Source organism: Microbulbifer mixtoriginis (SeqCode), assembly GCF_052468275.1.
In genome coordinates, this window is the sequence record NZ_CP174341.1 from 3,335,930 (window position 1) to 3,361,109 (window position 25,180).

Annotated in this window: 18 protein-coding genes; 6 read left to right on the plus strand and 12 right to left on the minus strand. The window is 50.8% G+C overall.

The window, feature by feature from the left end; all coding sequences use genetic code 11:
- Nucleotides 1–2: 2 nt before the first annotated feature.
- Nucleotides 3–2,207 carry an acetyl-CoA hydrolase/transferase C-terminal domain-containing protein gene (locus ACJJIC_RS14445; protein ID WP_444909481.1) on the minus strand — a complete coding sequence of 735 codons (2,205 nt, stop codon included), beginning with the start codon at nucleotides 2,205–2,207 and terminating at the stop codon, nucleotides 3–5.
- Nucleotides 2,208–2,231: 24 nt separating this feature from the next.
- Nucleotides 2,232–4,466 (minus strand): acyl-CoA dehydrogenase, encoded by a 2,235-nt coding sequence (locus ACJJIC_RS14450; protein WP_252081808.1) that lies wholly within the window; start codon nucleotides 4,464–4,466, stop codon nucleotides 2,232–2,234.
- A gap of 360 nt (nucleotides 4,467–4,826) precedes the next feature.
- On the opposite strand from ACJJIC_RS14450, the gene ACJJIC_RS14455 reads away from it, so the two are divergent.
- The gene (locus tag ACJJIC_RS14455) at nucleotides 4,827–6,263 is read left to right on the plus strand and encodes a di-heme oxidoredictase family protein (protein ID WP_445357258.1); all 1,437 of its coding nucleotides are present in this window, start codon (nucleotides 4,827–4,829) and stop codon (nucleotides 6,261–6,263) included.
- A 96-nt stretch (nucleotides 6,264–6,359) separates the two neighbouring features.
- On the opposite strand, the gene rraA is transcribed toward ACJJIC_RS14455, so the two are convergent.
- From rraA to ppsA, 3 genes are all read right to left on the minus strand, one after another.
- Nucleotides 6,360–6,839 carry a ribonuclease E activity regulator RraA gene (gene rraA, locus ACJJIC_RS14460; protein WP_252081810.1) on the minus strand — a complete coding sequence of 160 codons (480 nt, stop codon included), beginning with the start codon at nucleotides 6,837–6,839 and terminating at the stop codon, nucleotides 6,360–6,362.
- Between the two features lie 141 nt (nucleotides 6,840–6,980).
- Nucleotides 6,981–7,550 (minus strand): L,D-transpeptidase, encoded by a 570-nt coding sequence (locus ACJJIC_RS14465; protein WP_252081811.1) that lies wholly within the window; start codon nucleotides 7,548–7,550, stop codon nucleotides 6,981–6,983.
- Nucleotides 7,551–7,979: 429 nt separating this feature from the next.
- Nucleotides 7,980–10,343, minus strand: a complete 2,364-nt coding sequence (gene ppsA, locus ACJJIC_RS14470) for a phosphoenolpyruvate synthase (RefSeq protein WP_444904912.1) — start codon at nucleotides 10,341–10,343, stop codon at nucleotides 7,980–7,982.
- 196 nt (nucleotides 10,344–10,539) lie between these two features.
- Between ppsA and ppsR the strand changes: the two genes are divergently transcribed.
- The 3 genes from ppsR to ACJJIC_RS14485 all read left to right on the plus strand — a co-directional run bounded on the left by ppsR (nucleotide 10,540) and on the right by ACJJIC_RS14485 (nucleotide 13,247).
- Entirely contained in the window at nucleotides 10,540–11,367 is an 828-nt protein-coding gene (gene ppsR, locus ACJJIC_RS14475; RefSeq protein ID WP_252081813.1) for a phosphoenolpyruvate synthetase regulatory kinase/phosphorylase PpsR, read from the plus strand.
- Between the two features lie 84 nt (nucleotides 11,368–11,451).
- Nucleotides 11,452–12,783 (plus strand): aminodeoxychorismate synthase component I, encoded by a 1,332-nt coding sequence (pabB, locus tag ACJJIC_RS14480; RefSeq protein ID WP_444909478.1) that lies wholly within the window; start codon nucleotides 11,452–11,454, stop codon nucleotides 12,781–12,783.
- Between the two features lie 167 nt (nucleotides 12,784–12,950).
- Nucleotides 12,951–13,247 (plus strand): hypothetical protein, encoded by a 297-nt coding sequence (locus ACJJIC_RS14485; RefSeq protein WP_444909477.1) that lies wholly within the window; start codon nucleotides 12,951–12,953, stop codon nucleotides 13,245–13,247.
- Nucleotides 13,248–13,274: 27 nt separating this feature from the next.
- Here ACJJIC_RS14485 and cysB read toward each other — a convergent pair whose 3' ends face one another.
- From cysB to ACJJIC_RS14505, 4 genes are all read right to left on the minus strand, one after another.
- On the minus strand, nucleotides 13,275–14,246 hold the full coding sequence (gene cysB / locus ACJJIC_RS14490) for an HTH-type transcriptional regulator CysB (RefSeq protein WP_444909476.1): 972 nt from the start codon (nucleotides 14,244–14,246) through the stop codon (nucleotides 13,275–13,277).
- 208 nt (nucleotides 14,247–14,454) lie between these two features.
- The gene (locus ACJJIC_RS14495) at nucleotides 14,455–15,366 is read right to left on the minus strand and encodes a 5'-nucleotidase (RefSeq protein WP_444909475.1); all 912 of its coding nucleotides are present in this window, start codon (nucleotides 15,364–15,366) and stop codon (nucleotides 14,455–14,457) included.
- On the minus strand, nucleotides 15,366–16,046 hold the full coding sequence (locus tag ACJJIC_RS14500) for a TetR/AcrR family transcriptional regulator (protein ID WP_444909474.1): 681 nt from the start codon (nucleotides 16,044–16,046) through the stop codon (nucleotides 15,366–15,368). The genes ACJJIC_RS14495 and ACJJIC_RS14500 overlap by 1 nt, the downstream gene beginning before the upstream one ends.
- An 87-nt stretch (nucleotides 16,047–16,133) precedes the next feature.
- Nucleotides 16,134–17,423: an NAD(P)/FAD-dependent oxidoreductase gene (locus ACJJIC_RS14505; RefSeq protein WP_444909473.1), complete on the minus strand. Its 1,290-nt coding sequence runs from the start codon at nucleotides 17,421–17,423 to the stop codon at nucleotides 16,134–16,136.
- A gap of 227 nt (nucleotides 17,424–17,650) precedes the next feature.
- Between ACJJIC_RS14505 and ACJJIC_RS14510 the strand changes: the two genes are divergently transcribed.
- Both ACJJIC_RS14510 and ACJJIC_RS14515 read left to right on the plus strand, forming a co-directional pair.
- A complete protein-coding gene (locus tag ACJJIC_RS14510; protein WP_444886354.1) occupies nucleotides 17,651–18,985 on the plus strand; it encodes a glutamine synthetase family protein in 1,335 nt (444 codons plus the stop codon).
- Between the two features lie 434 nt (nucleotides 18,986–19,419).
- A complete protein-coding gene (locus ACJJIC_RS14515; RefSeq protein ID WP_444909472.1) occupies nucleotides 19,420–21,543 on the plus strand; it encodes a M4 family metallopeptidase in 2,124 nt (707 codons plus the stop codon).
- 111 nt (nucleotides 21,544–21,654) lie between these two features.
- Here ACJJIC_RS14515 and ACJJIC_RS14520 read toward each other — a convergent pair whose 3' ends face one another.
- The 3 genes from ACJJIC_RS14520 to ACJJIC_RS14530 all read right to left on the minus strand — a co-directional run bounded on the left by ACJJIC_RS14520 (nucleotide 21,655) and on the right by ACJJIC_RS14530 (nucleotide 25,125).
- Complete coding sequence (locus ACJJIC_RS14520) at nucleotides 21,655–23,313, minus strand: alanine/glycine:cation symporter family protein (protein ID WP_444909471.1); 1,659 nt, start codon at nucleotides 23,311–23,313, stop codon at nucleotides 21,655–21,657.
- A 108-nt stretch (nucleotides 23,314–23,421) separates the two neighbouring features.
- A complete protein-coding gene (locus ACJJIC_RS14525; protein ID WP_445357259.1) occupies nucleotides 23,422–24,447 on the minus strand; it encodes a D-cysteine desulfhydrase family protein in 1,026 nt (341 codons plus the stop codon).
- Between the two features lie 87 nt (nucleotides 24,448–24,534).
- Complete coding sequence (locus ACJJIC_RS14530) at nucleotides 24,535–25,125, minus strand: OsmC-related (seleno)protein (RefSeq protein WP_445357260.1); 591 nt, start codon at nucleotides 25,123–25,125, stop codon at nucleotides 24,535–24,537.
- Nucleotides 25,126–25,180 lie beyond the last annotated feature (55 nt).

Below are 25,180 nucleotides of genomic sequence, written 5' to 3' on the forward strand. Positions count from 1 at the left end.
CTCTATCCACAGAGGGGACGGCGAAGGTCAATATATTCATGCAGCGCGGCGGCAATAACATAGGCCTCCAGGCGGTGCTCATAGGTATCCGAATGGTCACAACCCATCCGCTCCAGACAGCGATGGATAAACGCGAACTGATCAGAATTGTCCCGCCACACTCTACGCCCCTTGATCACCGTTATCAGCATTCGCCACCAGCTGCGGTCAGCCGCTCTCAACTGCTGAAGTGCGACAGCCAGCCATCCCTCTTCATCGGTAAAGTCCGTACCCAGCGGATAGTAAGGCAACATGGCGAGGGACTTTTCATCGGAAAAGACCTCGGCAATATGCTCCGGGGTATTTCGATTAAACTCTGCCGGAATAGTGAAGTCCTTTTCAATTTTGCCTGCATATTTGGCCTGTTCCAGCAACACTGCCTGAAATCGTGTATCGCAAATACTGAGCATGGAAACCATCACGTCCCGGTCTGTTTTACCCCGCAGGTCCACCGCGCCGTATTCAGTTACCACAATATCCCGCAAGTGCCGAGGTATAGTGGTGTGGGGGTATTCCCAGACAATATTACTTTCACATATTCCGTCGCGAACGCGTGTGCTCGGCAGGGCAATAATGGAGCGGGCCCCAGGCAGTGCAAACGCCTGGGCAACAAAATTGTATTGCCCTCCAACACCACTAACCACCTGATTATCCATTAAAGCATCGGAAATAACGGCCCCGCCCAATGTCACCATCATGGCTGAGTTTACAAAACGTGCGTGTTTGCGCTGGACTTGCTTCAGTATTTGTTGGCCGCGCAGATCGTTGGTGAAATCGATAGAAGTCATATCGATACCGGCCCGCTCAATGGGGGCTAGATCCCGTAACTCTCGATACATCACCTCAGGACCAAGGTAAAAACCACCGTGCAACCAGATACCGCCTTTAAGTTTGTTGTTCAAACAACTGCCTATCAATCGTCGACGGCCGTGCTCACTGTGCAGGTCACACTCCTCCTCTTCGCCATCGGGTGTTAACAACTTGTGGCCGCGCCAACTGTAACTTGGATCCACAATACCAAAACGCTGCAAAAACGCCGTGTCATCAGGGGTTAATGGACAGTGGATACGCCCTCTCTTTTTCAGAGCAAGCAGAGTCTCTTCGTTCACTGTATGGGTGATCGCATCCGAGTCCAGCAACTCTTGCAGTGCCGCATCAGCAAACACTTCACGGATTAAAACCCCCGCCTTACGCAGATGTAAAAAGCCATGGGGAACCATTTCACTGGCACCATATAGTCCCTGTTGAAAGGGCGTCTTTTGTAGGCGGAGGTTTTTTCGGTATGCGGATGACTCCGAATCGGCTAACTCATCCAGCAGGCGAGTGAAGAGCGGATTCTCTTTGTGACGCAAGCGCAAGGCATGACACACCGCATCGCCGAGCGCCCCGATACCCACTTGTAAAGTACCACCATCAGCGATCAGGCTGGCAATATGAAAACCGATAGCGTATTCGGTAAAACTCACCGGCATTGCAGGAGCGGCAAACAATGGAGTATTGAACTGGTTACCTTCTAACAAAAAATCGAAAGCGCCTTCCGCAAGCTCACTACTGCCCGGCATATAAGGTAATTGATGATTTACCTCTCCCAGTAAAAAAAGCGATTGCCCTTTGCGATCGGAGGCCAGCTTTAAAAGTGGCAGGGTCAGATCCGGATTACAGCTCAAACTGTATTTGCCACCCGCCGGTGAAGGGGAGACCATTTGCGCGATCACATTGATCCCATTGCGCAAGAGATCTTCGGGCACCTCGGTATAATTAGTACTGACATAATGTTGCTGAGCATAGCGATTACCCAGCAAAGCACCGGGCTCCATAAAAAACTCTATCACCTCAATATTATTGGGAAGCTGCCCTTGCCTCCTTGCCGTCACATAACCAAGATCCTGATAGTGACTGTAAAGGCGATCCAGTAAAGGCTGTACAAAACGGCGCGTGATATCACTGTCCCCCCTGGGTCGCTCAAGGGTCAGGGCGGTATAAATGGTCAGAGAAATAGAAGGATCTGCAGCGGCACGCGCGTAGAGGGCATTGGCAAAGTGATTGGCTTTTCCCAATCCAAGGGGTAACCCCAGCACAATCTTCTTACCGACCCTGCGTAACAGAGCATCGATACACTCCTCGGCGCCGGTAAACCGCTGGGGAACATTATCAGGAGAAACTTCCATGGAAATCAGGCTTTTCTCACAAGGCTATTGGATTTTTCCCACCACCCTGGCCAAATGATCAAAGTGGTCGACCTGGATAGCCTTATCCACTGCATCAGCTGCGTCACGAAGAGCATCCGCTTCTTCATCACTAATGAGATTACGTTGCAACCCCTCTTCCACCGACTCGCGACTTAGGGTGCGAATCCCCCCCTTTTTTAACTTCTCTCGTGCACGCTCAGAGGCACATACCTTGTTGAAGGCTTGCTCGACAATTTCAACTCCATCGCCAGGATTGCCAAGGAAAACACCACGGGTCAAACGGTCTCGGGTTTTGGAGGGACTCAACAGCAACTCGGCACATGCTCGCGCCTGTCGATCTGAAGCAGTATGGATACTATGCCCCCAGGGCATAGTCAGAAAATGCATCAACTGCCCAAAAAATGGGCGCGGGAAATTCTGAAAAACTTCCAGCAACTGAACTTCGATTTTATGCAAACCATCACGCATGGCGAATTCCAGCAGCGGTAAATCATCTTTGGGATTGCCATCATCATAGAAACGCTTGAGAGTACAGCTCAACAGATAAAGCTGGCTGAGCACATCGCCGAGCCGGGAGGATATCAGCTCTTTTCTTTTTAACTCACCGCCCAAGGTGATCAGCGAGACCTCTGTCACCAGTGTCAGCACAGCTGAGTAGCGATTGATCTGACGAAAATACTTGGCCGCGCCTCCAACATTGCGAGGGCTGCTGGCAAAGAGCCCCACGGTCCAACCGTGAAATACTCCTCGTAATAGTGTCTTGAACTGGAACCACATATGCTTGGGGAGTAAATGATCCAGTTGCTCCAGCCCCTCCTCTTCATCGGGATTTTCAGCAGCGAGCATTTCATCAAGAATGTAGGGGTGGCAGCGAATAGCGCCCTGGCCAAAGATCATTAAGCTGCGGGTCAATAAATTGGCCCCTTCTACCGTTATCGCCACGGGTACCGCACGATAGGCATTACCCAGGTAATTTAGTGGGCCATCCATGATGGCTTTACCAGCATGAATATCCATGGCGTCATCAATAGCCTGGCGCAGCCCCCCTGTTGCACTGGCTTTCATAATTGCGGTGATTACCGCCGGCTTAAGTCCATCATCCAATGCCCTGGTGGTTGTCTTATGGGCGCTATCTAGCACGAAAGCGATAGCGGCGATCTCCGCCAGCCGACTTTGCACCCCTTCAAAACGCCCTACAGGAATATTGAATTGCTCGCGGATACGCGCATAGGCACCAGTGGTCCTCGCCGCCATTTTGGCACCGCCCGTAGAGAGCGATGGAAGCGAGATGCCACGACCAGCAGCCAAGGCGCTCATCAACATTTCCCAGCCTTTGCCGACATTCTCCTGACCTCCAATAATCCACTCCATAGGGATAAAGACATCTTTTCCCCAGTTGGGACCATTTTGGAAGGCCTGCATCGCCGGAAGATGGCGTTGACCAATAGTCACGCCTTCTGTATCAGTAGGAACCAGTGCCACGGTAATTCCCAGCTCCTCTTTATCGCCGAGAATATGCTCCGGGTCGTACAACTTAAAGGCGAGCCCCAAGACCGTGGCAATAGGCCCCAGGGTGATATACCGCTTGTGCCAGTTGACACGCATCCCCAAGACCTTTTCCCCCTGATGATCACCGTAACAAACCTCTCCGCGGTCAATCATGGATGCCGCATCAGAGCCCGCCTGGGGGCTGGTGAGGCCAAAACAAGGAATATCCGTGCCATCGGCAAGCCGGGGCAAATAATAGTCTTTTTGCTCCTGGGTGCCATGAGCGAGCAGCAATTCTCCCGGCCCAAGGGAGTTGGGCACCATCACAGTGACGCCGACGGTGTTACTCCGCGTAGAAATTTTGGTGACTATTTCTGCATGCGCAGTAGGGGAAAAGCCGAGACCACCATATTTTTTGGGAATGATGATGCCGAAGAAACGATTTTTGCGCAGAAACTCCCAAACATGCTCTGGGATATCGTGATCGACAAAACTGATCTGCCAATCATTGATCATTTTACAGAGCTCTTCGGCAGGCCCATCGAGAAAAGCCTGTTCCTCCTCATTCAGCTCCGGCGGTCCCATATCGAGTAGTTGCTTCCAGTCCGGTTTTCCGGAGAGTAGCTGAGCATCCCACCAAACTTCTCCGGCCTCCATTGCCTCCCGTTCCGTTTGAGATATTGGCGGTAAAATCCTCTTTATGATGTTCAATAGGGGTTTGGTAAAGAATTTCTTGCGCAACTCGCTCATTTTTACCTTCCGCAGTATCCCTAGCGGTGCACTACCCCGCCAATTACCACTAGCCATGGTGCTATTTCAAAAAATAATGATAGGCAACGAATGCGGTTGAAGAGTTTCAGTAAGATCCCTTCCCAAATTGAAAACTCACAAGCAGTCACTCAGTACTCCTGACACAACATTTTGTGCGGGGAGAGCCCCCTGGTAACTAGACGCCCAAGAGAACCTGAAATTTATACATCAATAAGATGTATGAAGCGCCAGTTGTCGCGATATCCCTGGGAAATACTACCTATATTTAGAGAGATGGAATGGACGCCGCAAATGAAGCTCTGGATCAGTTGATAGAAAGCATTGAATTAGGATGCTCGTATGAAGCAGACTCTTGTGAACTCGCTTGCCGGTGTCGGACTTTTAACCCCCAGCCTGCTCTTCGCCAATCTGGTGGGAGAAGGCCCCCGGCTGGCCCCGGAAGACAGAATTACCCAGGGACAAATTGTTGAAGGTGAACTGAGCCTGGATGAAATTCGCCAGGCCGGGATGCTCATTTTCAGCACCCCCTTTAATCGCTACGATGGCTACGGGGATGGTGCACACGATGAATCCCAGCCTGATAACCACTCCGCAGATGGCGGTAACCGACCGACATTACAAGGCAATGGTACCTTCCTGCGAGTCAATGGACTCGACTCCCAGAACTGCCTGGAATGTCACAGTATCGTCAGCAATAGAACTGTGCCGGCCACCATGGGTATTGGCGGCGGTGGCGGTTTTAGCACCAGCGCAATGCTGCGTCCGGTAAATATCGATGTCATTGACGAAAGCTTCGATGGGACTGCGGAATACGATGGCCGCCTAATCAACCCCCTATTCTTATTTGGCTCTGGAGGGATTGAACTAGTCGCCAGAGAAATGACCGCTGACCTTCAGCGCCTCAAACAATACGCCTTAGACAACCCTGGAACTGTTGTCAGTCTGGATACTAAATCCGTTAATTTTGGCAGTATTTTTGTCGATGAAGATGGCAACCTGGACACCAGCAATGTGGAAGGCGTCGATGCAGACCTTGTGGTACGCCCGTTTGGCAGGAAAGGCGATAATGCCTCAGCCCGCGAATTCTCCTTGAACGCCCTTTCTTTCCACATGGGGATGCAGGCAACAGAAAAGTTTGGCGGGGCAGAAGCCGACGAAGACAATGACGGCGTGGCCAACGAAATTTCTGTCGGTGACCTATCCGCGATCAGTATTTTCATTGCCACCCTGGACCGCCCCTTCCAAATAGAATCCGGCAAAAATAACCGGGGTCGCAAATTGTTCCACGAGGTTGGCTGTGCCGACTGCCATCGTCCCGTAATGACCACTGAGCGGAGGACCTTGCCCTTTAAGCTAACGGGCTCCCCGGAGGCCCCATTTGAAGATACTTTCTATCACGTGGATCTAAGTAAGCCCCCCACAGTTTTTAAATCCATTTTTGGAGCGGGAATTGAGGTCGAAATGTTCTCTGATCTCAAGCGCTATGACATGGGCATAGCCTTAGCTGAAACCGCCTTTTTCCAGGATGAGGTGCAAAACAGGGAATTTATCACCGCACGTCTTTGGGGAGTTGCTGACACAGCGCCCTATATGCACGATGGGCGCGCACTCACCTTGGTAGAAGCCATCTTGTTACACGATAATCCTGGAAGTGATGCCGGCTACGCCGCAGAAAACTTCCAAAATCTGAGTGACGAAGACAAGAACAAGATCCTTTATTTTCTGATGTCTCTGCGCATGCCCAAGGATCCAGTTTCAGATTTACACAATCGATAGGCAGCTCTTCATGAACGATGTCCGCGGCAACAAAGTTGCCAGCGGGCATTTTTATTTACAAGCTTTTGTGAAAGCTGTGTAATTGAAAAGTGGGGTTCAAACTAGTGCTTCTTGCGCAACAATGATTCCGTTGTTATCCCCATACAGATATTCTCCAGGTCGAAAAGTCACCCCTCCAAAAGTCACTGCCAGATCCCGCTCACCAATACCTTTTTTCTCCGTTTTCATTGGGTGTGTACCCAGGGCCTGAACGCCTAAATCTAGCGCTCCAATCTGGTCAACATCGCGGATGCAGCCATACATCACTATGCCTTCCCAGCCATTGGCTACCGCTTTATCGGCGAGCATATCGCCAAGACAAGCGCGACGCATTGAACCACCCGCATCGACTACCAGAACCTTTCCTTTTCCCGGTTCCGCCACTAACTCCCGCACCAGCGAGTTATCCTCAAAACACTTAATAGTTACGATTTGACCGCCAAAGCTCTCACGGCCTCCGTAATTAATAAACATCGGCTCAACCACTTGCACTGCATCACCGTGGTCATCACACAAATCGGGGGTAGAAATTGGCATAAGTCCTCTCGCAATCATTCCGTAAAAAATGATGATAGCGATAGTGTCACTCTGGTGGCAGGCTGACAAATAAATACCGGGTATCATCCCTATAGATAATACCCGGCCAAGGCTTCGCTGCTACAAAATCGTTTTCAGGTTTTAGTGCGTAACACGCACTGGAGTGCCTACACGTACATGGCGATAAAACTTTCTAGCCATGTGCGGAGGCATACGCACACAACCATGAGAGGCAGGGTGTCTGGGCACATGGCCAGAAGCATGCAGACCGATCCCGCCATTGAAGCGAATATAGTTATTCATTTTTGCACCACGATACACAGTACCGGCGGGGCGACGATGTTTACGGGTATTTACATTGGACCTCACCACCCGTCCTGTGCGCCTATCTACATAACTACCGTAGATCGAAGAGCGATGATGCGGGTGCTTGGACAATACACGGAAGTGTCCTGGCCGCGTACTATAACCCCGTTTACCAGAGGAAATTCTGGATACCCCGACCAACTTGCCGCCTTTGTAGAGGTAAGCGCGCTGTTCACTCAAGTCAATTCTGATTGAGGCGCCTCCTCCCCTAGCCGCAGCGCGATCATCAAACCAGTTACCACCGCGGGGCTTTGCCATTGCAGGGGGAACGGCGATTAGTGCCAAGAGACACAACATCAGAAAAATATGCAATATTGGGATCTGTAACTGTCTGCTCGTATGCATAGCTCACCTCAACAACTTTCTCTGCTCTGCCAAAGTGGGCGGAAAGGAAAACAGCCCAACCGATACCACTCAAACTTCTACACCGGAGGATTTACCCCTGCAGGTGAATCAGCACCAAAGCAAATTGCGCTCAGTTTTCTATCCACGCTCTGCCTCAGGACTCTTCCGATTTTATTGAGGCTGGTGGTAAGCCTTAGAATGAATTCTTATCTCTGAAGGCAAGCCATAGAGTTTTGAATTTTTTCGGTAGCGTGTGATCTGTAAATCTCACACAGAAATAGCAGGATAAATTCCGAAATTATCGAGAGAAGCGGCAACAGAAGTCTAATTTTGGGGCAAACACGCAATGGATTCGGGGAAAAAAACCAAAGTCGCAGGAGAGGCGCTTAGATAGGAAAAGCGGCCCCAAAGGGCCGCTTTGAAAGGATATTAGGCTTCTTCGTTAGCTAGGAATAGCCAGGTATCTACAGCGGTATCCGGGTTCAGGGAAACACTGTCGATTCCCTCATCCATCAACCAGCGGGCGAAGTCTTTGTGGTCAGAAGGTCCCTGACCGCAGATGCCTACATATTTACCGGCTTTTTTGCAGGCCTGGATGGCGCGGGACAGCAGAGCCTTCACTGCCGGGTTACGCTCGTCGAACAGGTCGGCCACCAGACCGGAATCCCGATCCAGACCCAGGGTAAGCTGGGTCAAGTCATTAGAACCGATTGAGAAGCCATCAAAATGCTGCAGGAACTCTTCTGCCAGCAGGGCATTGGACGGCAGTTCGCACATCATAATGACCTTGAGACCAGCCTCTCCGCGGCGCAGACCGTTCTCAGCGAGCAGACCGACAACCTCTTCTGCCTCTTCCGGAGTTCGCACGAAGGGTACCATGATCTCCACATTGGTCAGCCCCATCTCGTCACGTACTTTCTTCAGTGCACGACATTCCAGGGCGAAACACTGACGGAAATCTTCAGAGCGATAGCGAGCCGCACCACGGAAGCCAAGCATCGGGTTCTCTTCGCTGGGTTCGTACAATTGGCCACCAACCAGGTGTGCGTATTCGTTGGACTTAAAGTCTGATAAACGCACGATTACACGATTAGGTGCAAAGGCCGCGGCCAGGGTAGCGATACCTTCTACCAGTTTCTCAACAATAAAGTCTTCCGGGGAGGCGTAGCCGCCGATGCGCTCGCGGATATTCTGTTGCAGGTCATCCGGGAGGCTATCCAGCTCAAGCAGGGCTTTCGGGTGAATCCCAATCATGCGATTCAGGATAAATTCCAAGCGCGCCAGGCCAACCCCCTGATTGGGCAGGTGGCTAAAGGCAAAAGCGCGATCTGGATTGCCCACATTGAGCATGATTTTGAAAGGCAGATCCGGCATTTCGGAAACTTCAGTTTCTTCACGCTGGAAGTCCAACTCGCCGGACATTACGAAGCCGGTATCGCCTTCGGCACAAGAGACGGTGACGGGAGTACCGTCTTCCAATAACTCGGTGGCGTTTCCACAGCCAACCACTGCGGGAATCCCCAATTCACGGGCAATAATCGCCGCGTGACAAGTACGGCCGCCGCGGTTGGTAACAATTGCGCTCGCCTTTTTCAACACCGGTTCCCAATCCGGGTCGGTCATATCGGTCACCAGGACCTCACCGTCCTGCATAGCCGCCATATCTTCGACGGACTTCAGCTTGCGAACGCGGCCGGCACCGATACGCTGACCAATCGCGCGCCCCTCACACAGTACTTCACCGCGCTCCTGCAGGCTGTAACGCTCAATGCTGGTACCTTGATCGCGGGAGCGCACGGTCTCCGGACGCGCTTGTACGATAAATAGCTTGCCAGTATCACCGTCTTTGGCCCACTCGATATCCATCGGACGACCGTAGTGCTCCTCAATTTTACGGGCCTGAATTGCCAGGCTGGTCAGCTCTTCATCATTGAGAGCAAAACGCTGGCGATCTTCTTCTGCAACCTCAACGGTTTTTACTGAGCGCCCGCAATCGCCGCTTTCGTCGTAAACCATTTTGATGGCTTTACTACCGCGATTGCGACGCAGGATAGCTGGGCGCCCGGCATCCAAAGCCGGCTTGTAGAGATAGAACTCGTCAGGATTCACAGCACCCTGTACAACAGTCTCACCCAGACCGAAGGCCGCAGTGATAAAGATCACATCACGGAATCCACTCTCAGTATCCAAGGTGAACATTACACCGGCAGCGCCAGTCTCACTGCGCACCATGTGCTGAATACCAGCCGACAGAGCAACACCTACATCCGCATAACCTGTATGTACGCGGTAGGCGATGGCGCGGTCGTTATAGAGAGAGGCAAATACTTCTTTAACTGCAATCAGAACCGCATCAATACCGCGGATATTCAGGAAGGTCTCCTGCTGGCCTGCGAAAGAAGCATCCGGTAAATCTTCAGCAGTCGCGGAGGAACGCACAGCAACAGCTGTTTCACCACCACCCAAAGCTTCATAACCATCGCGGATCTCTTTTTCCAGCTGTGCAGGAAATGGGGTCTGTATGATCCAATTGCGAATTTCATCGCCGGCTTTGGCTAACTCAGTAACATCACCGACATCGAGCCCTTTCAGCCGCTCAGCGATACGCTGCTCTAACTGTTCATGGGCTAGGAAAGCCCGAAAAGCCTCCGCTGTGGTCGCAAAGCCGCCCGGTACACTCACACCAGCGCCGGCCAGAGATGAAATCATCTCGCCGAGTGATGCGTTTTTACCGCCGACTTTGTCGACATCATCCATTCCCAGTTTTGCAAAGTCGATGGTGAAATTCGTCAAGTGAAGGCCCTCTGAAATCAGGTTTGTTGGGCGCTGATTATAAGGATGAGTCTTGTAAAAAATAGCCCAGGAAAAACGGCCAATATGTTGTAAATTTTCTACAAGCTTGCTTAGCTCTCAGAAAATAAGACCTTTAAGCCCACCACCCCTATACTAGCGGCCATTAAAAAGTCCCGCCAACAGACAGAGACGCAGCATGGCAAAAGACAAACGCACCGCTTTTTTTATTTCCGACGGAACCGGCCTCACTGTAGAGGGCATTGGCCACAGCCTATTGGCACAGTTTCAAGACCAGCATGTCGAACAGGTGACTCTGCCTTATATTGACTCTACCGAAAAGGTCCAGCAGGCTCTCCAGCGTATAGAGAGCGCTGCCCAGGAATCCGGTCTGCAGCCCATCATTATTACCAGCATCGTTTCTGACCAGATTCGCGATCAATTGCACCAAAGCCCCGCTTTAATGCTGGATATCTTCGAAAATTACCTGACACCTCTGGCCAATTTGTTTGGGCGCGATCCTGCACAGACCGTTAATGTCTCCCACGGCATTGCCGATAATCGCCGCTATAGCGAACGCATTGATGCGGTGCACTTTGCTATCGATAACGACGACGGGCGCCGCATCAGTGAATTTGAGCAAGCGGATGTCATATTGCTCGGCGTCTCCCGCTCCGGCAAAACCCCCACCTGCCTATATTTGGCCTTGCAATTTGGACTGCGCGCGGCCAACTACCCCATCACCGAAGAGGATATGGACTCCACCACCCTCCCCAAGATTCTGCGCCCCTTCCAGCGCAAACTCTTCGGCCTCACCATAGATCCCAAACGCTTGATGCAGATTCGACAGGAAAGGCGCGCCAATAGCCGCTACGCTTCTATAGGACAGTGCGAATTTGAGGTGCGCCAAGTCGAACAGATGCTAAGGCGGGCGCAAGTGCCCTTCCTCAATGCCACCCAGCTATCCGTGGAGGAGCTCGCTACGCGCCTGATGTCCCAGGCCGGCATCGAGCGAAGAATTGACTAAGGGATGACCAAAAAGCCAGGCGCCCTTTTCACGCCGCGACAAAGTGTGTAGTGTGCGCCGTCTTCCAGACTGCCGTGTTTTGATATGCAAATAGTCTCCCTGCCCTATTCACTCAATTCTGCAGCGGCCTTCCAGGCAATTGCGGATCTACCTGTGCCGGTATGGCTCGATAGCGGCCGACCTCTCAGCAGCGGAGGTCGCTACGATATTATCAGTGCCGACCCTCTTAACGCGCTGGAACTGGCAGCAGATAGCAGCGAGCCTTTCACTCGGGTAGATGACCTAAGTCGTGAGCTGTGCCCACAGGAGCGAGACTCACAACTGCCATTTTGCGGTGGAATCATCGGTTTTGCCGGTTATGAACTGGGCACCGGCGGTAACTTTTTGCCGGCGGATACCCGACCTACGGACCTACCGGCAGGCTTTTTTGGGCTCTATAGCTGGGCTTTTATTGCGGATCACCAGCTGGGCTCCAGCCATCTGGTTTTTCACCCTGCCTGCCCAGCCCGACAGGTACAAGAGCTAATCGATCGTTTTAAATCGGTGCACTGGGAGCGAGAGCAGGATCCCGAGGAGTTTCGCCTTTTAGCACCATTTGCCCACGAACTCAGTGTTGCTGACTATGAGGAGCGCATTGCGCGAATCCTCGAATATATCGCAGCGGGAGATGTCTACCAGGCAAACTTTACCCAACGCTTCAGCGCCCCCTACGAGGGCGATCTCTTTGGTGCCTACCTGGCATTGCGTCGACGCGTGGCAGGGCCATTTTCAGCATTTATGGAAATGCCCCAGGGCAGTTTGCTGAGCCTATCGCCAGAGCGCTTTATTCGTGCCGATGGCAGTAGCTTGCGCACCGAGCCCATCAAGGGCACCGCCGCCAGAGTAGCTGATCCGGTAGAGGACCAGCGTGCGGCATTTACCCTGCAGAGAAGCCCTAAAGATCGCGCAGAAAACCTAATGATCGTGGATTTGCTGCGCAACGATTTCAGCAAGTTGTGCCGCAGTGGCAGCGTGAGGGTGCCGGAGCTATTCCAGTTGGCTAGCTTTGCCAATGTTCACCACTTGGTCAGCGTAGTGACAGGAGAAATGCATGAGGACTCAGCTTACAGCGACCTGTTAGCGGCCTGCTTTCCCGGTGGCTCCATCACCGGTGCGCCCAAACGCCGCTCTATGGAGGTCATTCGCGAGCTGGAAGGCAGTCCCAGGGGCATCTATTGCGGTAGCATCGGCTATATCAGTAGCTGCGGCCGCGCTGATACCAACATCGCCATTCGTACCTTTAGCGCCAGCAATGGGCGCATTACCTGTGCTGCCGGTGGAGGCATAGTCGCCGACTCTGACCCGACTGCAGAGTACCAGGAGTGCCTGGCCAAAGTGCGCTTACTTCTTGAAACCGCAGAGCAATTCCTGAATTGATCACCCAGCCCGTCAAAAATCGCTGCCTACTGGGCTTTCTGTAGTCTTACTACAGCATTTTGGTTATAGAACTATCTAGGATTGATATTTCAAAGTTATTAGGCCATCTGATAGATTCAATGCCAGTAGTGCCAATTTCAGCGCTTAACTGGATCAAGGAATTTATTGTGAAGATCACACTAGTCAAAAAAGTACTCGCCGATGGCTCACCCTGCGCCAAATGCCGGGATGTGCAGGAAAAACTGGAAGTGAACGAGCAACTCAAATTTATCGATCAAACCTTGGTAGCTGACGTGCGCGACCCGCAAAGTGCCGGGATGCTAATTGCACAGCAATTTAATGTGGATCGAGCGCCATTCTTTGTGGTCGAGCGTGAAGGGCAAGAAGCAGAGATCTATACCGTCTACTTCAAATTTGCCAAGGAAGTTTTACAACCCCTGATCCAACAGGCAGAGGCCTCTTAGCCTCTGCCAGCCAGCTACACCGCAATACTAATAAACCGGCAGCTCTGTATCGGCAAATAGTGCATCTACCTCAGCTCTGGAAGTAGCATGCGCAGCTTGATCCACCAATTCCCGGGTGAGATGCGGAGCAAACTGTTGAATGAAATCATACATAAAGCCTCGCAGGAATATTCCCTTGCGAAAGCCGATCTTGGTAATACTGGACTCGAACAAATCACTGGCATCCAGGGCAACTAAATCTTCATCCTCACCATCCACCGCCATATCCGCCACTATGCCAATACCGAGACCCAGGCGCACATAGGTTTTAATAACATCCGCATCCGCGGCGGTAAACACGACCTTAGGCGAAAGCCCTTTCTCCAGGAATGCTTCATCCAATTTTGAGCGGCCGGTAAAGCCAAACACGTAAGTGACGATCGAATACTTTGCAACCTCTTCAAGATTCAGCTTGCTGATATGGCAGAGAGGATGATCTTTAGGCACCAAAATACAACGATTCCAGCGATAAACCGGCATCATCACCAAATCACTGAAAAGCTCTAGTGCCTCGGTAGCAATGGCGAAATCCGCAGTACCATCGGCTGCCATTTCCGAGATTTGCATGGGGGTTCCCTGGTGCATATGCAGCGATACATCAGGGTAACGGGAAATAAACAGCTTGATAACCGGGGGCAGCGCATACCGCGCCTGGGTATGGGTAGTGGCAACCGCCAAGCTGCCCTTCTTGTCATTGCTGAACTCCTGGGCAACCTGCTTGATATTTTCCACTTTGCGCATAATTTCGCCAGCGGTCTTGAGGATCGCCTCCCCCGCTGGCGTCACCCTGGTGAGGTGCTTGCCGCTCCGGGCAAAGATTTCCACCCCCAGCTCATCTTCCAGTAGGCGAATCTGCTTGCTGATGCCCGGCTGGGAAGTATAGAGGCTCTGCGCAGTAGCAGAAACGTTGAGATCGTGATGCGCCACTTCCCAGATATATCGCAACTGCTGCAGCTTCATAAGTCCTCCCTTTAATATCAATCACCCCGCCCCAGGACGAGTGCAACTCTGACATATAAATTGTTAGTTATAAAAAACATCTTGAGTTATGCGAGAAAAGAATAGCAGCCAATCGAAGCCGGGGCCAACGGACAGATGAATATCCGGTGAAGAGCGGCGGGTGTCAATCGACTTTCCAACATTTACAGGCCCGAAAGAGCTCAAATACTCAGGCATCACTATTTGCGATATTGGCAATACCGTGCGGCACATGACCTGTAGCCACATGCTCAGCTGCGGAGGCACAGTGCGCCGGCTGGTCATCAAAGAACACATCAGCACCGAATGCCCGCAGAAACTCCCCCTTTGGAAGCCCCCCCAAAAATACCGATTCATCTACACGGATATCCCAGGCACGCAACGTACGGATTACCCGCTCATGGGCTGGCGCAGACCTTGCCGTCACCAGGGCGGTGCGTATTGGACAACTCTCTAAACCAAATTCCGCTTGTAATGTTTGCAGAGCCTCAAGAAATCCCTTGAAAGGCCCTCCACCCAGCGGCATCTGTGCAGAGGCACGCTCTGCACGGGTAAAGGCATCCAGCCCATCCCGCTTGAAAATCTGCTCAGCCTCGTCAGAAAAGATTACCGCATCACCATCAAAGGCAAAGCGCAAGACATCGTCGCGCTGCTTGCGGTTACCCCCAGCCACCAGAGTTGCCGCAGCAACCCCTTGATCCAAGGCGCGACGAACATCCAAGCCATCAGTCGAGAGAAACAAATTACAGCCAAATGGACCGATATAGCGATAGGGGCTTTCACCATTGCAAAAGGCAGCCCGGGTAATATCCAGACCATAGTGCTCAATTGAGTTAAACACCCGAAGTCCTGTATCAGCACTATTGCGGGAAAGCAGGATGACCTCGACCCTGGGCTCCCCCTCCAGCTGTTCGTTGATTTTTAGAAATTTCTCTACCAGGTGGAAGGCATCTCCTTTCTGCAATACATCGTTCTCTCGCTCTACTTGATAGCGCGAGAAAGCTTGCAGGCCCAGCTCCTCGAAAACCTTATGGCTATCATTCAAGTCGAACAGTGCCCGAGAAGAAATCGCGATTACCAGTTTGTCCGGACGCATGGCCATCAGGGCGCCTCCACATCACTGAGCCCCTCGGGACTATTATCGCTTCCCCTGAGGTTCAACAGAGTGAAAAGCATTTGCTGTAAATCTTCACGGGTACGGTAAGCACGCACCTCTGCTTGGTTAACCATCACCAGCAATAGCGCATGGCAGCTTTCCAGTGTGAGCCGACCCAAGCGATTCATTTCATTGGGCGGGCAGGTAAAGCCCAAGCGATGGAACATATCCACCAGGTGCCCGATCACCAGCTCGTCATGGCTCTTATCCAGCTCGTGCAACTCGGGAATTCCCCACATAGCCTGGGCCAATGGCAGCAGTCCTCGCTGCTCACGGTACACAGCTAGAAGGCACCCAACAAACTCATCAATAAAACTCCCAAGTGTCATATGCTCGAGATCGAGCTCTGCCAGCTCAGCCATGGCCTCACTGATACTAGCGAGCCACTGCTCGCCCATAGCATAGAGAATCGCATGTTTATTGGGGAAATAATGGTAGAGGGAGCCCACTGAAATATCGAGCTTCCGCGCAATTAGGATAGTAGTGAGATCATCGAGCCCGACCTCTTCCAGGAGCCTCCCGGTGACATCGAGTATCTGCCGGGCTCGAGCCCGTGCACGGGCTTGGACCGGCTCGCGGCGAGGGGTTAATTGGCTTTTGCGCTTATGCTGTTCGGTACTGGACAAGATCGGTTTCCTAATGGCAACTCACAGCATCTTAACACCAAAGGAGTCGACAATTTCACCAGCAACAGTCCAGCCACCTCACCTCTTTCAATGCCCAAACCTATCAAGCAAACTGTGGTAAAGCATTCCCAACACCAGGCCCGGCCAACGCAAAAGGGTTCCACCAGGAAAAGTCTCTGTTGGGATCTTCGTCATGATGTCAAAGCGCTCCTCAGTGCCAGCAATTGCTTCAGCGAGGAGTTTTCCCGCAAAGGTTGCAGTAGGCACCCCGTGGCCCGAGTAACCTTGACTGTAATAGATATTGGGCTCCAGGCGCCCCATATGCGGCATGCGATTCATAGTGATCGCCAGAGTGCCACCCCAGCCATAATCAATTCGGGTCTGCTTTAGCTGCGGATACACCTGCAGCATTTTTTTCCGTACAAACTTGCGTATATCTGCAGGAAAGCTGGCCGTATAATTCTCACCGCCACCAAAAATCAGGCGGTTATCTCCCGATAACTTCCAGTAGTTGATAACAAACAGTGTGTCCTGCACTGCATAATCATTGGCGATCAATTTTTGAGCAGCAGGCTCAGACAGAGGTTCAGTGGCCAGAACAAAATTATTGATTGGCATAATTTTGCCAGCCAGCCGCGGCTCCAAGTTTCCGAGATAGCCATTGCAGGCCAATATAACCTTAGCCGCCTTTACCTGCCCTTTGGCTGTTTCGACGGTACAGGAATTCCCTCCCCGATAGCTAGTCACTCTGCTGTGCTCATAGAGCTCGACCCCAGCTCTGACACAAGCCGCCGCTAACCCAAGTCCATAGTTCAATGGGTGAAGGTGCATGGAACCACTGTCAATTTGCGCGCCTAAATAACGCCTTGTTCCCACAAGGCCACCCACCTCCTGCTCATCGGCATAGCGCACACCCGAGTAACCATAACGCTCCTGAAGAAGCTCGGCTTCCTTGCGCAGGTAGTTGTCATGGCTGGGTTTAGCTGCGAGATGCATAATCCCTCGCTTCAGGTCGCAATTAATTTGATGCTTATCAATCAACTGCTCTACCAGCCGCACCGCCTCAAGGCTAAATTGCCAAAACCGCTTGGCAATCTCCACACCGAACATTTCTTCCAAGTCACTTTGGCAGCGCCGTTGCCCAACCCCCACATGTCCACCATTGCGACCAGATGCGCCCCATGCCACACGCTGCGCTTCCAAGACAGACACTTTGTAGCCCCGTTCCGCTAAATGCAACGCTGTGGAGAGCCCGGTATAGCCGGCCCCAATCACACAAACATCCACCTCCCGGACACCATCCAGCTGGGGATAGGAGGTAAGCGGATTGGCACTTGCTGAGTAGTAAGAATCTGTATAACCAGAGGTGGTTTTCATCAATGCAGCCCTTCAAGGCGTTGAGTATACGGGAGGCTCTGAAATAGTTCGGCCCCGAGAATAGCAAAATGGTAATTCCCTTTTGCCTGCCGTGCCAGGCTTCCCATAACCCCCCACATATATCCGGCAAGTCATTATTTTTGCCTGCACTGGCGGCTACCGCCTATATAAGGGTCAGGCATATACTGGTCAGACATGTAGATGGAAACACACTGGGTCTCTAACAAATGGACAAGATTACAAGCTGGCTCGCCGAACACGATATTGCCGAGGTGGAGTGCCTGGTGCCGGATATGTCGGGTAATGCCAGAGGCAAATTTACGCCTACAGATAAGTTCCTGACCCAGGACAGCCGACTTCCTGAAAGCATCCTTGTGCAAACCGTTACCGGCGACTATGTCGATGAGCACAATGAACTCGTGGACCCAGCAGATACGGATATGTTGCTGGTGCCAGATCCCGATTCCGTTCGACTTAACCCCTGGGCCAATGATCCCACTGCTCAAATTATTCACGATTGTTATACCCGGGATGGTCAACCACATCCGATTAGTACGCGGAACATCCTCAAATTCGTTTTGGAAAAATATAAAGAGAAAGGCTGGAAACCAATCGTTGCTCCGGAAGTAGAGTTTTACCTCATAAAGCGCAATCTTGATCCAGATGAAAAACTCTCAGCACCCGTTGGCAGATCTGGCCGCACGGAAAAAACCAGACAGTCTTATAGCATCGACGCTGCCAACGAATACGAACCCATTATTGAGGATATGTATAATTTCTGTGAGGCGCAGGGGCTCGATGTAGATACCTTGATTCACGAATCAGGAACCGCGCAGATGGAAATCAATTTCCTTCATGGAGACCCACTTCAACTCGCCGACCAAGTTTTCACCTTTAAACGCACCGTCAGAGAAACTGCTCTGCGCCACGGAATTTATGCCACCTTTATGGCCAAACCCATGGAGGACGAACCCGGCAGTGCATTACATCTTCACCAAAGTGTTGTCGACTTAAAAACAGAGAAGAACATATTTGTAGACGACCATGGAAATGAAAACGATAGCTTCATGTATTTTATTGGCGGTATGCAGGAGTACACTCCAGGATTCATTAGTTTTCTAGCCCCAAATGTCAATTCTTATCGACGCTTCACTCCCGAAATGGCCGCCCCGACAAGCCTGCATTGGGGCTATGACAATCGCACTACCGGCCTTAGAGTTCCCGACAGTTCACCTCAAGGAAAAAGATTGGAAAATCGTTTTCCTGGTGCCGACTGCAACCCTTATCTCGCCATTGCGGCTTCTCTCGCTTGCGGTTATCTCGGTATGATCAATAAGGTAGCACCTAGCGCACCGTATCAGGGCGACTGCTCCAAAGAGACCATTACCTTACCCCGCACTCAAGAGCACGCCCTCAATCTTTTAACGGAATGTGAAGCCGCCGCTGAAATGTTTGGCAAAAAATTCGTAAAAGCATGGAGCGCAATAAAGCGCGATGAATACGAGGAATTTAACCGAGTTATCAGTTCTTGGGAGCGGGAATATCTACTTCTCAACGTATAGATAATCCCAAAAAATATTTTTGAGACTTTTCTGAAATTTTATTCTCGGCTGGCGCACCACCCTTTTATCGGGTTTATTTAGGCGCATCAATTTGGATTCCTCGGCAGGATATTATTTGCTGATTTGTGACTAAATAAGCAAAAATATCGAAAACAATTCAAATATATGAGTTTGTCATCACCTTTTTGTTGCCACTAAGCACATGCAAGGTAATCTCAGGTTGCCCGGAATATTTGGGCAACCGGTTTGAGAAAGCGGACGTCATTGCCAATTTTTGGCCCCACCCCAGATGCCCGGCCTTCTTCTGCTGTCTTACCAACCATAAAGACCGTTTGCATCAAGTTACTGAAGCAATCAGTAATTCCTTACTGGATTGTTTTCCAGCTGCTGATGCTCGGTCGCTAATAAAAAAGTTAAATAAGGGAAAGCTAGCAATGAAGCATTTGATAGGACTTACCTGCACTTTAGCTATGGCTATTAGTGCGCAGGCTGCCGACCGTGTTCCAGCCACTCCGGATATGCTCTCGCCACAGACATTAAATACCGTTGCCGGATCTGACATGGCATTGGTAAAAATTCGTGAGCGTACTCTGGGAAATGGCAAAACCGTCGCCCGCTACCAACAAACCCACAAAGGCATACCCGTGTGGGGACAGACCGTAACCAGTTCTGGACAGGGACTCATTACCGAGATGCACGGTAATATCCTTACCGGACTCGAACTTGAAGTACCCACCGTGCGTGCGGCAATTGACGCAGGCAATGCCCTTGATCGCGCCATGAACCATCAGGTTTCACTGCGCGCACAACAGGGAGTGATGTCGGGTGCTTTATCACTGCCAGTGCTTAAACTGGAGGCCAAAAACCAGAAAAAAGAACTCTATGTTTACATCAATGAACAAGATGAGGCTCGCCTGGCCTACCTGGTGAACTGGGTCGAGTATGGAGACGACCCCAAGCGCCCCTTCTACTTTATTGATGCCATGACCGGTGAAGTGATTAAGCATTGGGATGGCCTCACCTTCCAAGATGCACAAGGTCCTGGCGGCAATGTAAAAACGGGCCGCTATGAATATGGTACCGATTTCCCCTCCATGCAGGTTGATGCCAACTGCCGTATGGATACTACCAACGTTGAAACTGTGAACTTGAATCATGGAACTAGTGGCGGTAGCGTCCATCAATTCAACTGCCCCTATAATGATCACAAAGAAATCAATGGTGCTTATTCACCGCTAAATGACGCGCACTATTTTGGTGGCGTGGTCTTCGCAATGTTCAGTGACTGGTACAACACTTCACCGCTGACTCAAAAGCTGCGCCTTCGCGTGCATTACGGTAATAACTACGAAAATGCTTTCTGGGATGGCAGCCAGATGACCTTTGGCGATGGTCAAAACACCTTCCACCCCCTAGTCAGCCTGGATGTTACGGCTCATGAAGTCAGCCACGGCTTTACCGAGCAGAACTCTGGCCTAGTTTACAGTCAACAACCAGGGGGAATTAATGAAGCCTTCTCCGATATCTCTGGTGAAGCCGCTGAATACTTTATGACTGGCAGTAACGACTGGTTGGTTGGAGCCCAGATTTTCAAAGCCAATGGCGCCTTGCGTTATTTTGAAGACCCAACACAGGATGGACGCTCCATTGGCCATGCCGATGATTATTACAGCGGTATGGACGTACACTATAGCTCCGGTGTCTACAATCGAGCTTTCTATCTGATCGCCAATACCAACGGCTGGGATACTCGCAAGGCATTTGATATTTTTGTCCTCGCTAATCAGATGTACTGGGGCTCAAACTCTGACTACGATGAGGCTGCCTGCGGTGTTGAGCAAGCTGCTGTAGACCTAGGGTACAGTAAAGCGGATGTTACAACTGCCTTCAGTACCGTAGGAGTTACCTGTGATAACACTCCACCACCTCCTCCTGGAGAGCTTGAAAATGGAGTTTCCGTTGACAACCTTGGTGGTGGCTCTGGCGATGAACTCCATTACACATTAGATGTTCCTGCTGGCGCTACCGGCCTAAGCTTTAATATGTCTGGTGGCACCGGTGATGCGGACCTCTATGTACGCTTTGGCTCAGCACCAACCACCAGCACATACGACTGCCGTCCCTACACTACCGGCAACAATGAAACCTGTGAGATCTCCAACTTACAAGCAGGCACCTACTATGTGATGGTGCGTGGTTATAGTTCCTTCTCCGGTGTCAGTCTGGTAGGTAGCTTCACCGACGGTGGCGGTGGCAACCCCGGCGGCTGGGAAAAAACCAATCTGTCTGGCTCCGCTAATGCCTGGCAGCACTTTACCCTGGATGTGGACAGCGGTATGTCATCCCTGAAAGCGGTGATGTCTGGTGGCAGTGGGGACGGTGACCTCTATGTTCGCTTTGGCTCAGCACCAACTCGAAACACCTGGGATTGTCGTCCATATAAGTGGGGTAATGATGAAAACTGCAACATCAGCAACCCACAAGCAGGTACTTGGTACATTAGTATTCGCGGTTACCAGACATACTCCGGTGTAGCACTCAGCGCCCAAGCAGAATAAGCTTATCTGCTGAACAATCTGGCCCCGTTGCCATACCAACAGGGCCAGACACTAAAAAAGGCAGCCACTAGGCTGCCTTTTTTATTCTAGGAGTAACCCTTGCAAGCCAAGTTACTTATGGCTGGGGTCCTTCCAATAATCCTTCACCGTTGACTTCATCTCCTTCGCCAATATCGTAATACCAAACAGGTTCGGTAAGGTCATAATGACGATAGCTACCGCAGACAGGTTCCAAATAACGGTGGTGTCCTCAATCGCCGCCCAGAAGAAAGCTATCACATACACAATTCGGTAAGGCATTACCGCCTTGGGACCAAACAGGTAGATCATAGAGCGATCACCATAGTAGGACCAAGCGATAGCGGTCGAGAAAGCAAACATGAGAATACCCAGAGTTACAATCAAGCCACCGTATTCTCCGAAGAAACCGCGCTGGAAAGCTTTACTGGTCAATGCAACGGAATGAACCAGGGATTTACCCCAAATATCCACATCCTCATTAGCAAACTTACCATCAACAACATTAAGCACACCGCTAAACTGATCTTCACCAACACGGAAATCCAGATCTTCTGCAATTGAGCGTGCATGAATCAGGGTGAAATCCTGCAGGTTTAGAGGCTGCCCATCAGTGACAACCACTGATCCGTTATAGGGCTTCACATCACTGGGTTGACCACTTAAGTAATTAAACAGCTGTTTAACCTGCTGGGGGTCACTCTCTTCGTAGCGACCTTCGACAACATATGTGTCAGCCCCCTCAAACAGGTTTTCGTGTTTTTCAGTCCATACACCGGAAGATAAGATTACCAAGCCAGTCAAAGTACAGATAATGATGGTGTCGATAAACGGTTCCAGTAGTGAAACCATGCCTTCGGAAACAGGCTCATCGGCACGTGCGGCGGCGTGAGCAATCGGTGCAGAACCCTGCCCCGCCTCGTTGGAGAAGAGGCCACGATTCACACCACGGTTAAAGGCATAGGCAAAACTGGCTCCGAGGAAACCACCTACAGCAGCACTTCCAGTGAAGGCATCACGGAAAACGGCCACAAATGAAGGGACGATATTTTCTATATTGTAGAAAATCACACCCAACGCACCAATTACATAGATCAGTGCCATTGCCGGAACGATAGTGGAGGTAACCTTGGCAATTCGGGTAATGCCACCGATGATCACCATCCCCAGCAGGATGGCAAGCACACCACCAGTGAGCGCTTTCTCAATACCGAAAGAATCGTGCATCGCCTGGGCAATATTATTCACCTGGGGCAAGCTTCCGGTACCGAAGGAACAAATTACTGTGGCGATGGCAAATAACACTGCCAGCCACTTCATATTGAGACGGCGCTCCATATAGAACATAGGACCACCTGCGTAGTAGCCATCTGCCGCTTTAATACGATATTTATGTGACAGTGTTACTTCGACAAACTTGGTTGTCATCCCCAGGAAGGCAGTCATCCACATCCAAAACAAAGCGGCCGGGCCGCCCAGGAAAATAGCGAGGCCAACACCACCGATATTACCGGTACCTACAGTTCCTGAAAGAGCGGTAGCCAGTGCTTGGAAGTGAGAGGTATCTCCTGGGTCACCGGGTTTATCATATTTCCCCTGGACAATCTTAATCGCATGTCCAAAGTAACGAAATTGCGGAAACCCAAGATAGATAGTAAAAAAGAAACCTACCCCGAGCAGCACCCACGGGAACCAAGGTGCCGATCCGAGCATACCGTCCAACGACAGCAGCAGCTGATTAAAGGAATCCAAACTAACCCCCCACTTCTCTGAACCAATTCTGATTGTTTTATATACAGCCACAGCTGTAATTTGTTGCGCAGGTTAGCAGCTTCCGAAGCACTAGAACAGTAAAGGGGCCTAAACCCTATTAAAAGAGAAGTTATGACGATAGGGGAACAAGGCAAACTGCCCCCCCGAATGCAGAAATACCAGGTTACTAGATCCTTTATAATGGCCTTTTCTCAATTCTTGCATCAGCCCATAAAAAGCTTTACCGGTATATATAGGGTCCAACAAGATTCCCTCTAGAGCAGCAATCTCTTCAATCATTTCGTAGATTGGAGGTTCAGCCTTGGCATACCCCGGCCCAATATAGTCGGCGTTCACATGCACTTGCAGAGATTGCAAATCCACAGGGTTTCCCGATAGCCTGCTCCAATGGCGGATATCCTCTCTCACTTTGGTTTGAAAATAAGTGGCATTATCGCAGACAGCATAACCTGTGACCTGAACACCAAGCCCCAGCAGATAGCACCCCATCGTTAAACCCGCCTGGGTACCTCCACTGCCAGTGGCACACACAATATGATCCGGCCGGAATCCTCTCATTCGACAATCTGTAATAAGTTCTTGCGAGGCCGAGAGATACCCCCACAATCCCAGACCATCGCTGGCACCAATAGGGATACGGAAGGGAATATGCCCGCGCTTCGAATATTGATCAGACCAAAAATTGAACAGCCCCTTGAGATCTTTGGCAAAATTTTCAGGCGAATGGATGCTCACTTCTGCCCCCGCCAACTGATCCAGCAGTAGGTTTCCATCTGCTTGGGCTAAGGGCTCACCACGCAATAACAGGTGCACTTTGAGTCCTAAGCGAGCACCGACAAGTGCAGTGGTGCGGCAATGATTGGACTGAATACCCCCAGCGGTGATCAAGGTATCGCTGCCCTGCTTTAAGGCCTCAGCAACAACAAACTCAAGTTTTCGCAATTTATTACCTGACATTCCAGATTCAGTCAGGTCATCCCTTTTTATCCAAATTCTAGGGCCGCCAAAAGGAAAGGAATATTGTTTACTAATCCTATCCAGCGGCTGTATAGGCGTGGGAAGATGGGCTAAACGTATCCGCTCAGGTAAAGAAATCGGCAAACTGTCAGGCATAACAAGTTCCACTGCAAATACTAAAAAGGCTTATCAGTAAAGGCATAAAGCCTTGTCTATGCTAAATCTCCCGTAAAGGTAACAATTCTAGGACTCGTTAAAAGCCAATGTAATCCTGGCAGGAACAGCATTTACTACAGTCTGTAATCCCATACAGGCAGCGCGGCAAACTCCCACCATTCTCTCAATAGCTTCCCTCGACTCTGCAGATTTAACAAAAACAACGGTTTCTACTCCTTCACAGACCCCCTTAGGTGGAATATCAGCACATTCCTGCATATTGTACACCTCAGCCTTAAAACGCATCTGTTGCTCAATCTTGACACTTTCAATATTCAGTTTGTTCTGATTAATGTAGATGCTGATATGACTGAGAAAACAAAAAGCAATACCTGCTGATAGGTAATCAAGTGGTGCCGGTGCGCTATCCGCACCACCAATAATGGTGCCTTCATCGCAGAGTAATTCAAAAGCACCACATCCCGGTACGTTCGCTTGTACAGTCGCAGTTTTCAGGTATCCCTCTTCCAAAGCTGCTTTAGCCGAGAGGTTAACTTGAAAGTGAAAACTTCCCCGCTCTTTAACTGGTGGATCCACTTGAATTTTGGATAACTTAGGAAGTGCCGTAACTTTTCTAACAATGGCTGCTTTCAAAGCATTTTGGCTATCGCTTTGCATATGGGGCCTCCTGAAAATTTCTAAATCAATTAACCAGAAGTATCGCCCGAGAAAA

Bases quoted from the DNA above. Each gene is read 5' to 3' on its own strand.
- ACJJIC_RS14445 (WP_444909481.1), bottom strand. From the start codon at position 2,207: ATGGAAGTTTCTCCTGATAATGTTCCCCAGCGGTTTACCGGCGCCGAG.
- ACJJIC_RS14450 (WP_252081808.1), bottom strand. From the start codon at position 4,466: ATGAGCGAGTTGCGCAAGAAATTCTTTACCAAACCCCTATTGAACATC.
- ACJJIC_RS14455 (WP_445357258.1), top strand. From the start codon at position 4,827: ATGAAGCAGACTCTTGTGAACTCGCTTGCCGGTGTCGGACTTTTAACC.
- rraA (WP_252081810.1), bottom strand. From the start codon at position 6,839: ATGCCAATTTCTACCCCCGATTTGTGTGATGACCACGGTGATGCAGTG.
- ACJJIC_RS14465 (WP_252081811.1), bottom strand. From the start codon at position 7,550: ATGCATACGAGCAGACAGTTACAGATCCCAATATTGCATATTTTTCTG.
- ppsR (WP_252081813.1), top strand. From the start codon at position 10,540: ATGGCAAAAGACAAACGCACCGCTTTTTTTATTTCCGACGGAACCGGC.
- pabB (WP_444909478.1), top strand. From the start codon at position 11,452: ATGCAAATAGTCTCCCTGCCCTATTCACTCAATTCTGCAGCGGCCTTC.
- cysB (WP_444909476.1), bottom strand. From the start codon at position 14,246: ATGAAGCTGCAGCAGTTGCGATATATCTGGGAAGTGGCGCATCACGAT.
- ACJJIC_RS14495 (WP_444909475.1), bottom strand. From the start codon at position 15,366: ATGGCCATGCGTCCGGACAAACTGGTAATCGCGATTTCTTCTCGGGCA.
- ACJJIC_RS14505 (WP_444909473.1), bottom strand. From the start codon at position 17,423: ATGAAAACCACCTCTGGTTATACAGATTCTTACTACTCAGCAAGTGCC.
- ACJJIC_RS14510 (WP_444886354.1), top strand. From the start codon at position 17,651: ATGGACAAGATTACAAGCTGGCTCGCCGAACACGATATTGCCGAGGTG.
- ACJJIC_RS14515 (WP_444909472.1), top strand. From the start codon at position 19,420: ATGAAGCATTTGATAGGACTTACCTGCACTTTAGCTATGGCTATTAGT.
- ACJJIC_RS14525 (WP_445357259.1), bottom strand. From the start codon at position 24,447: ATGCCTGACAGTTTGCCGATTTCTTTACCTGAGCGGATACGTTTAGCC.
- ACJJIC_RS14530 (WP_445357260.1), bottom strand. From the start codon at position 25,125: ATGCAAAGCGATAGCCAAAATGCTTTGAAAGCAGCCATTGTTAGAAAA.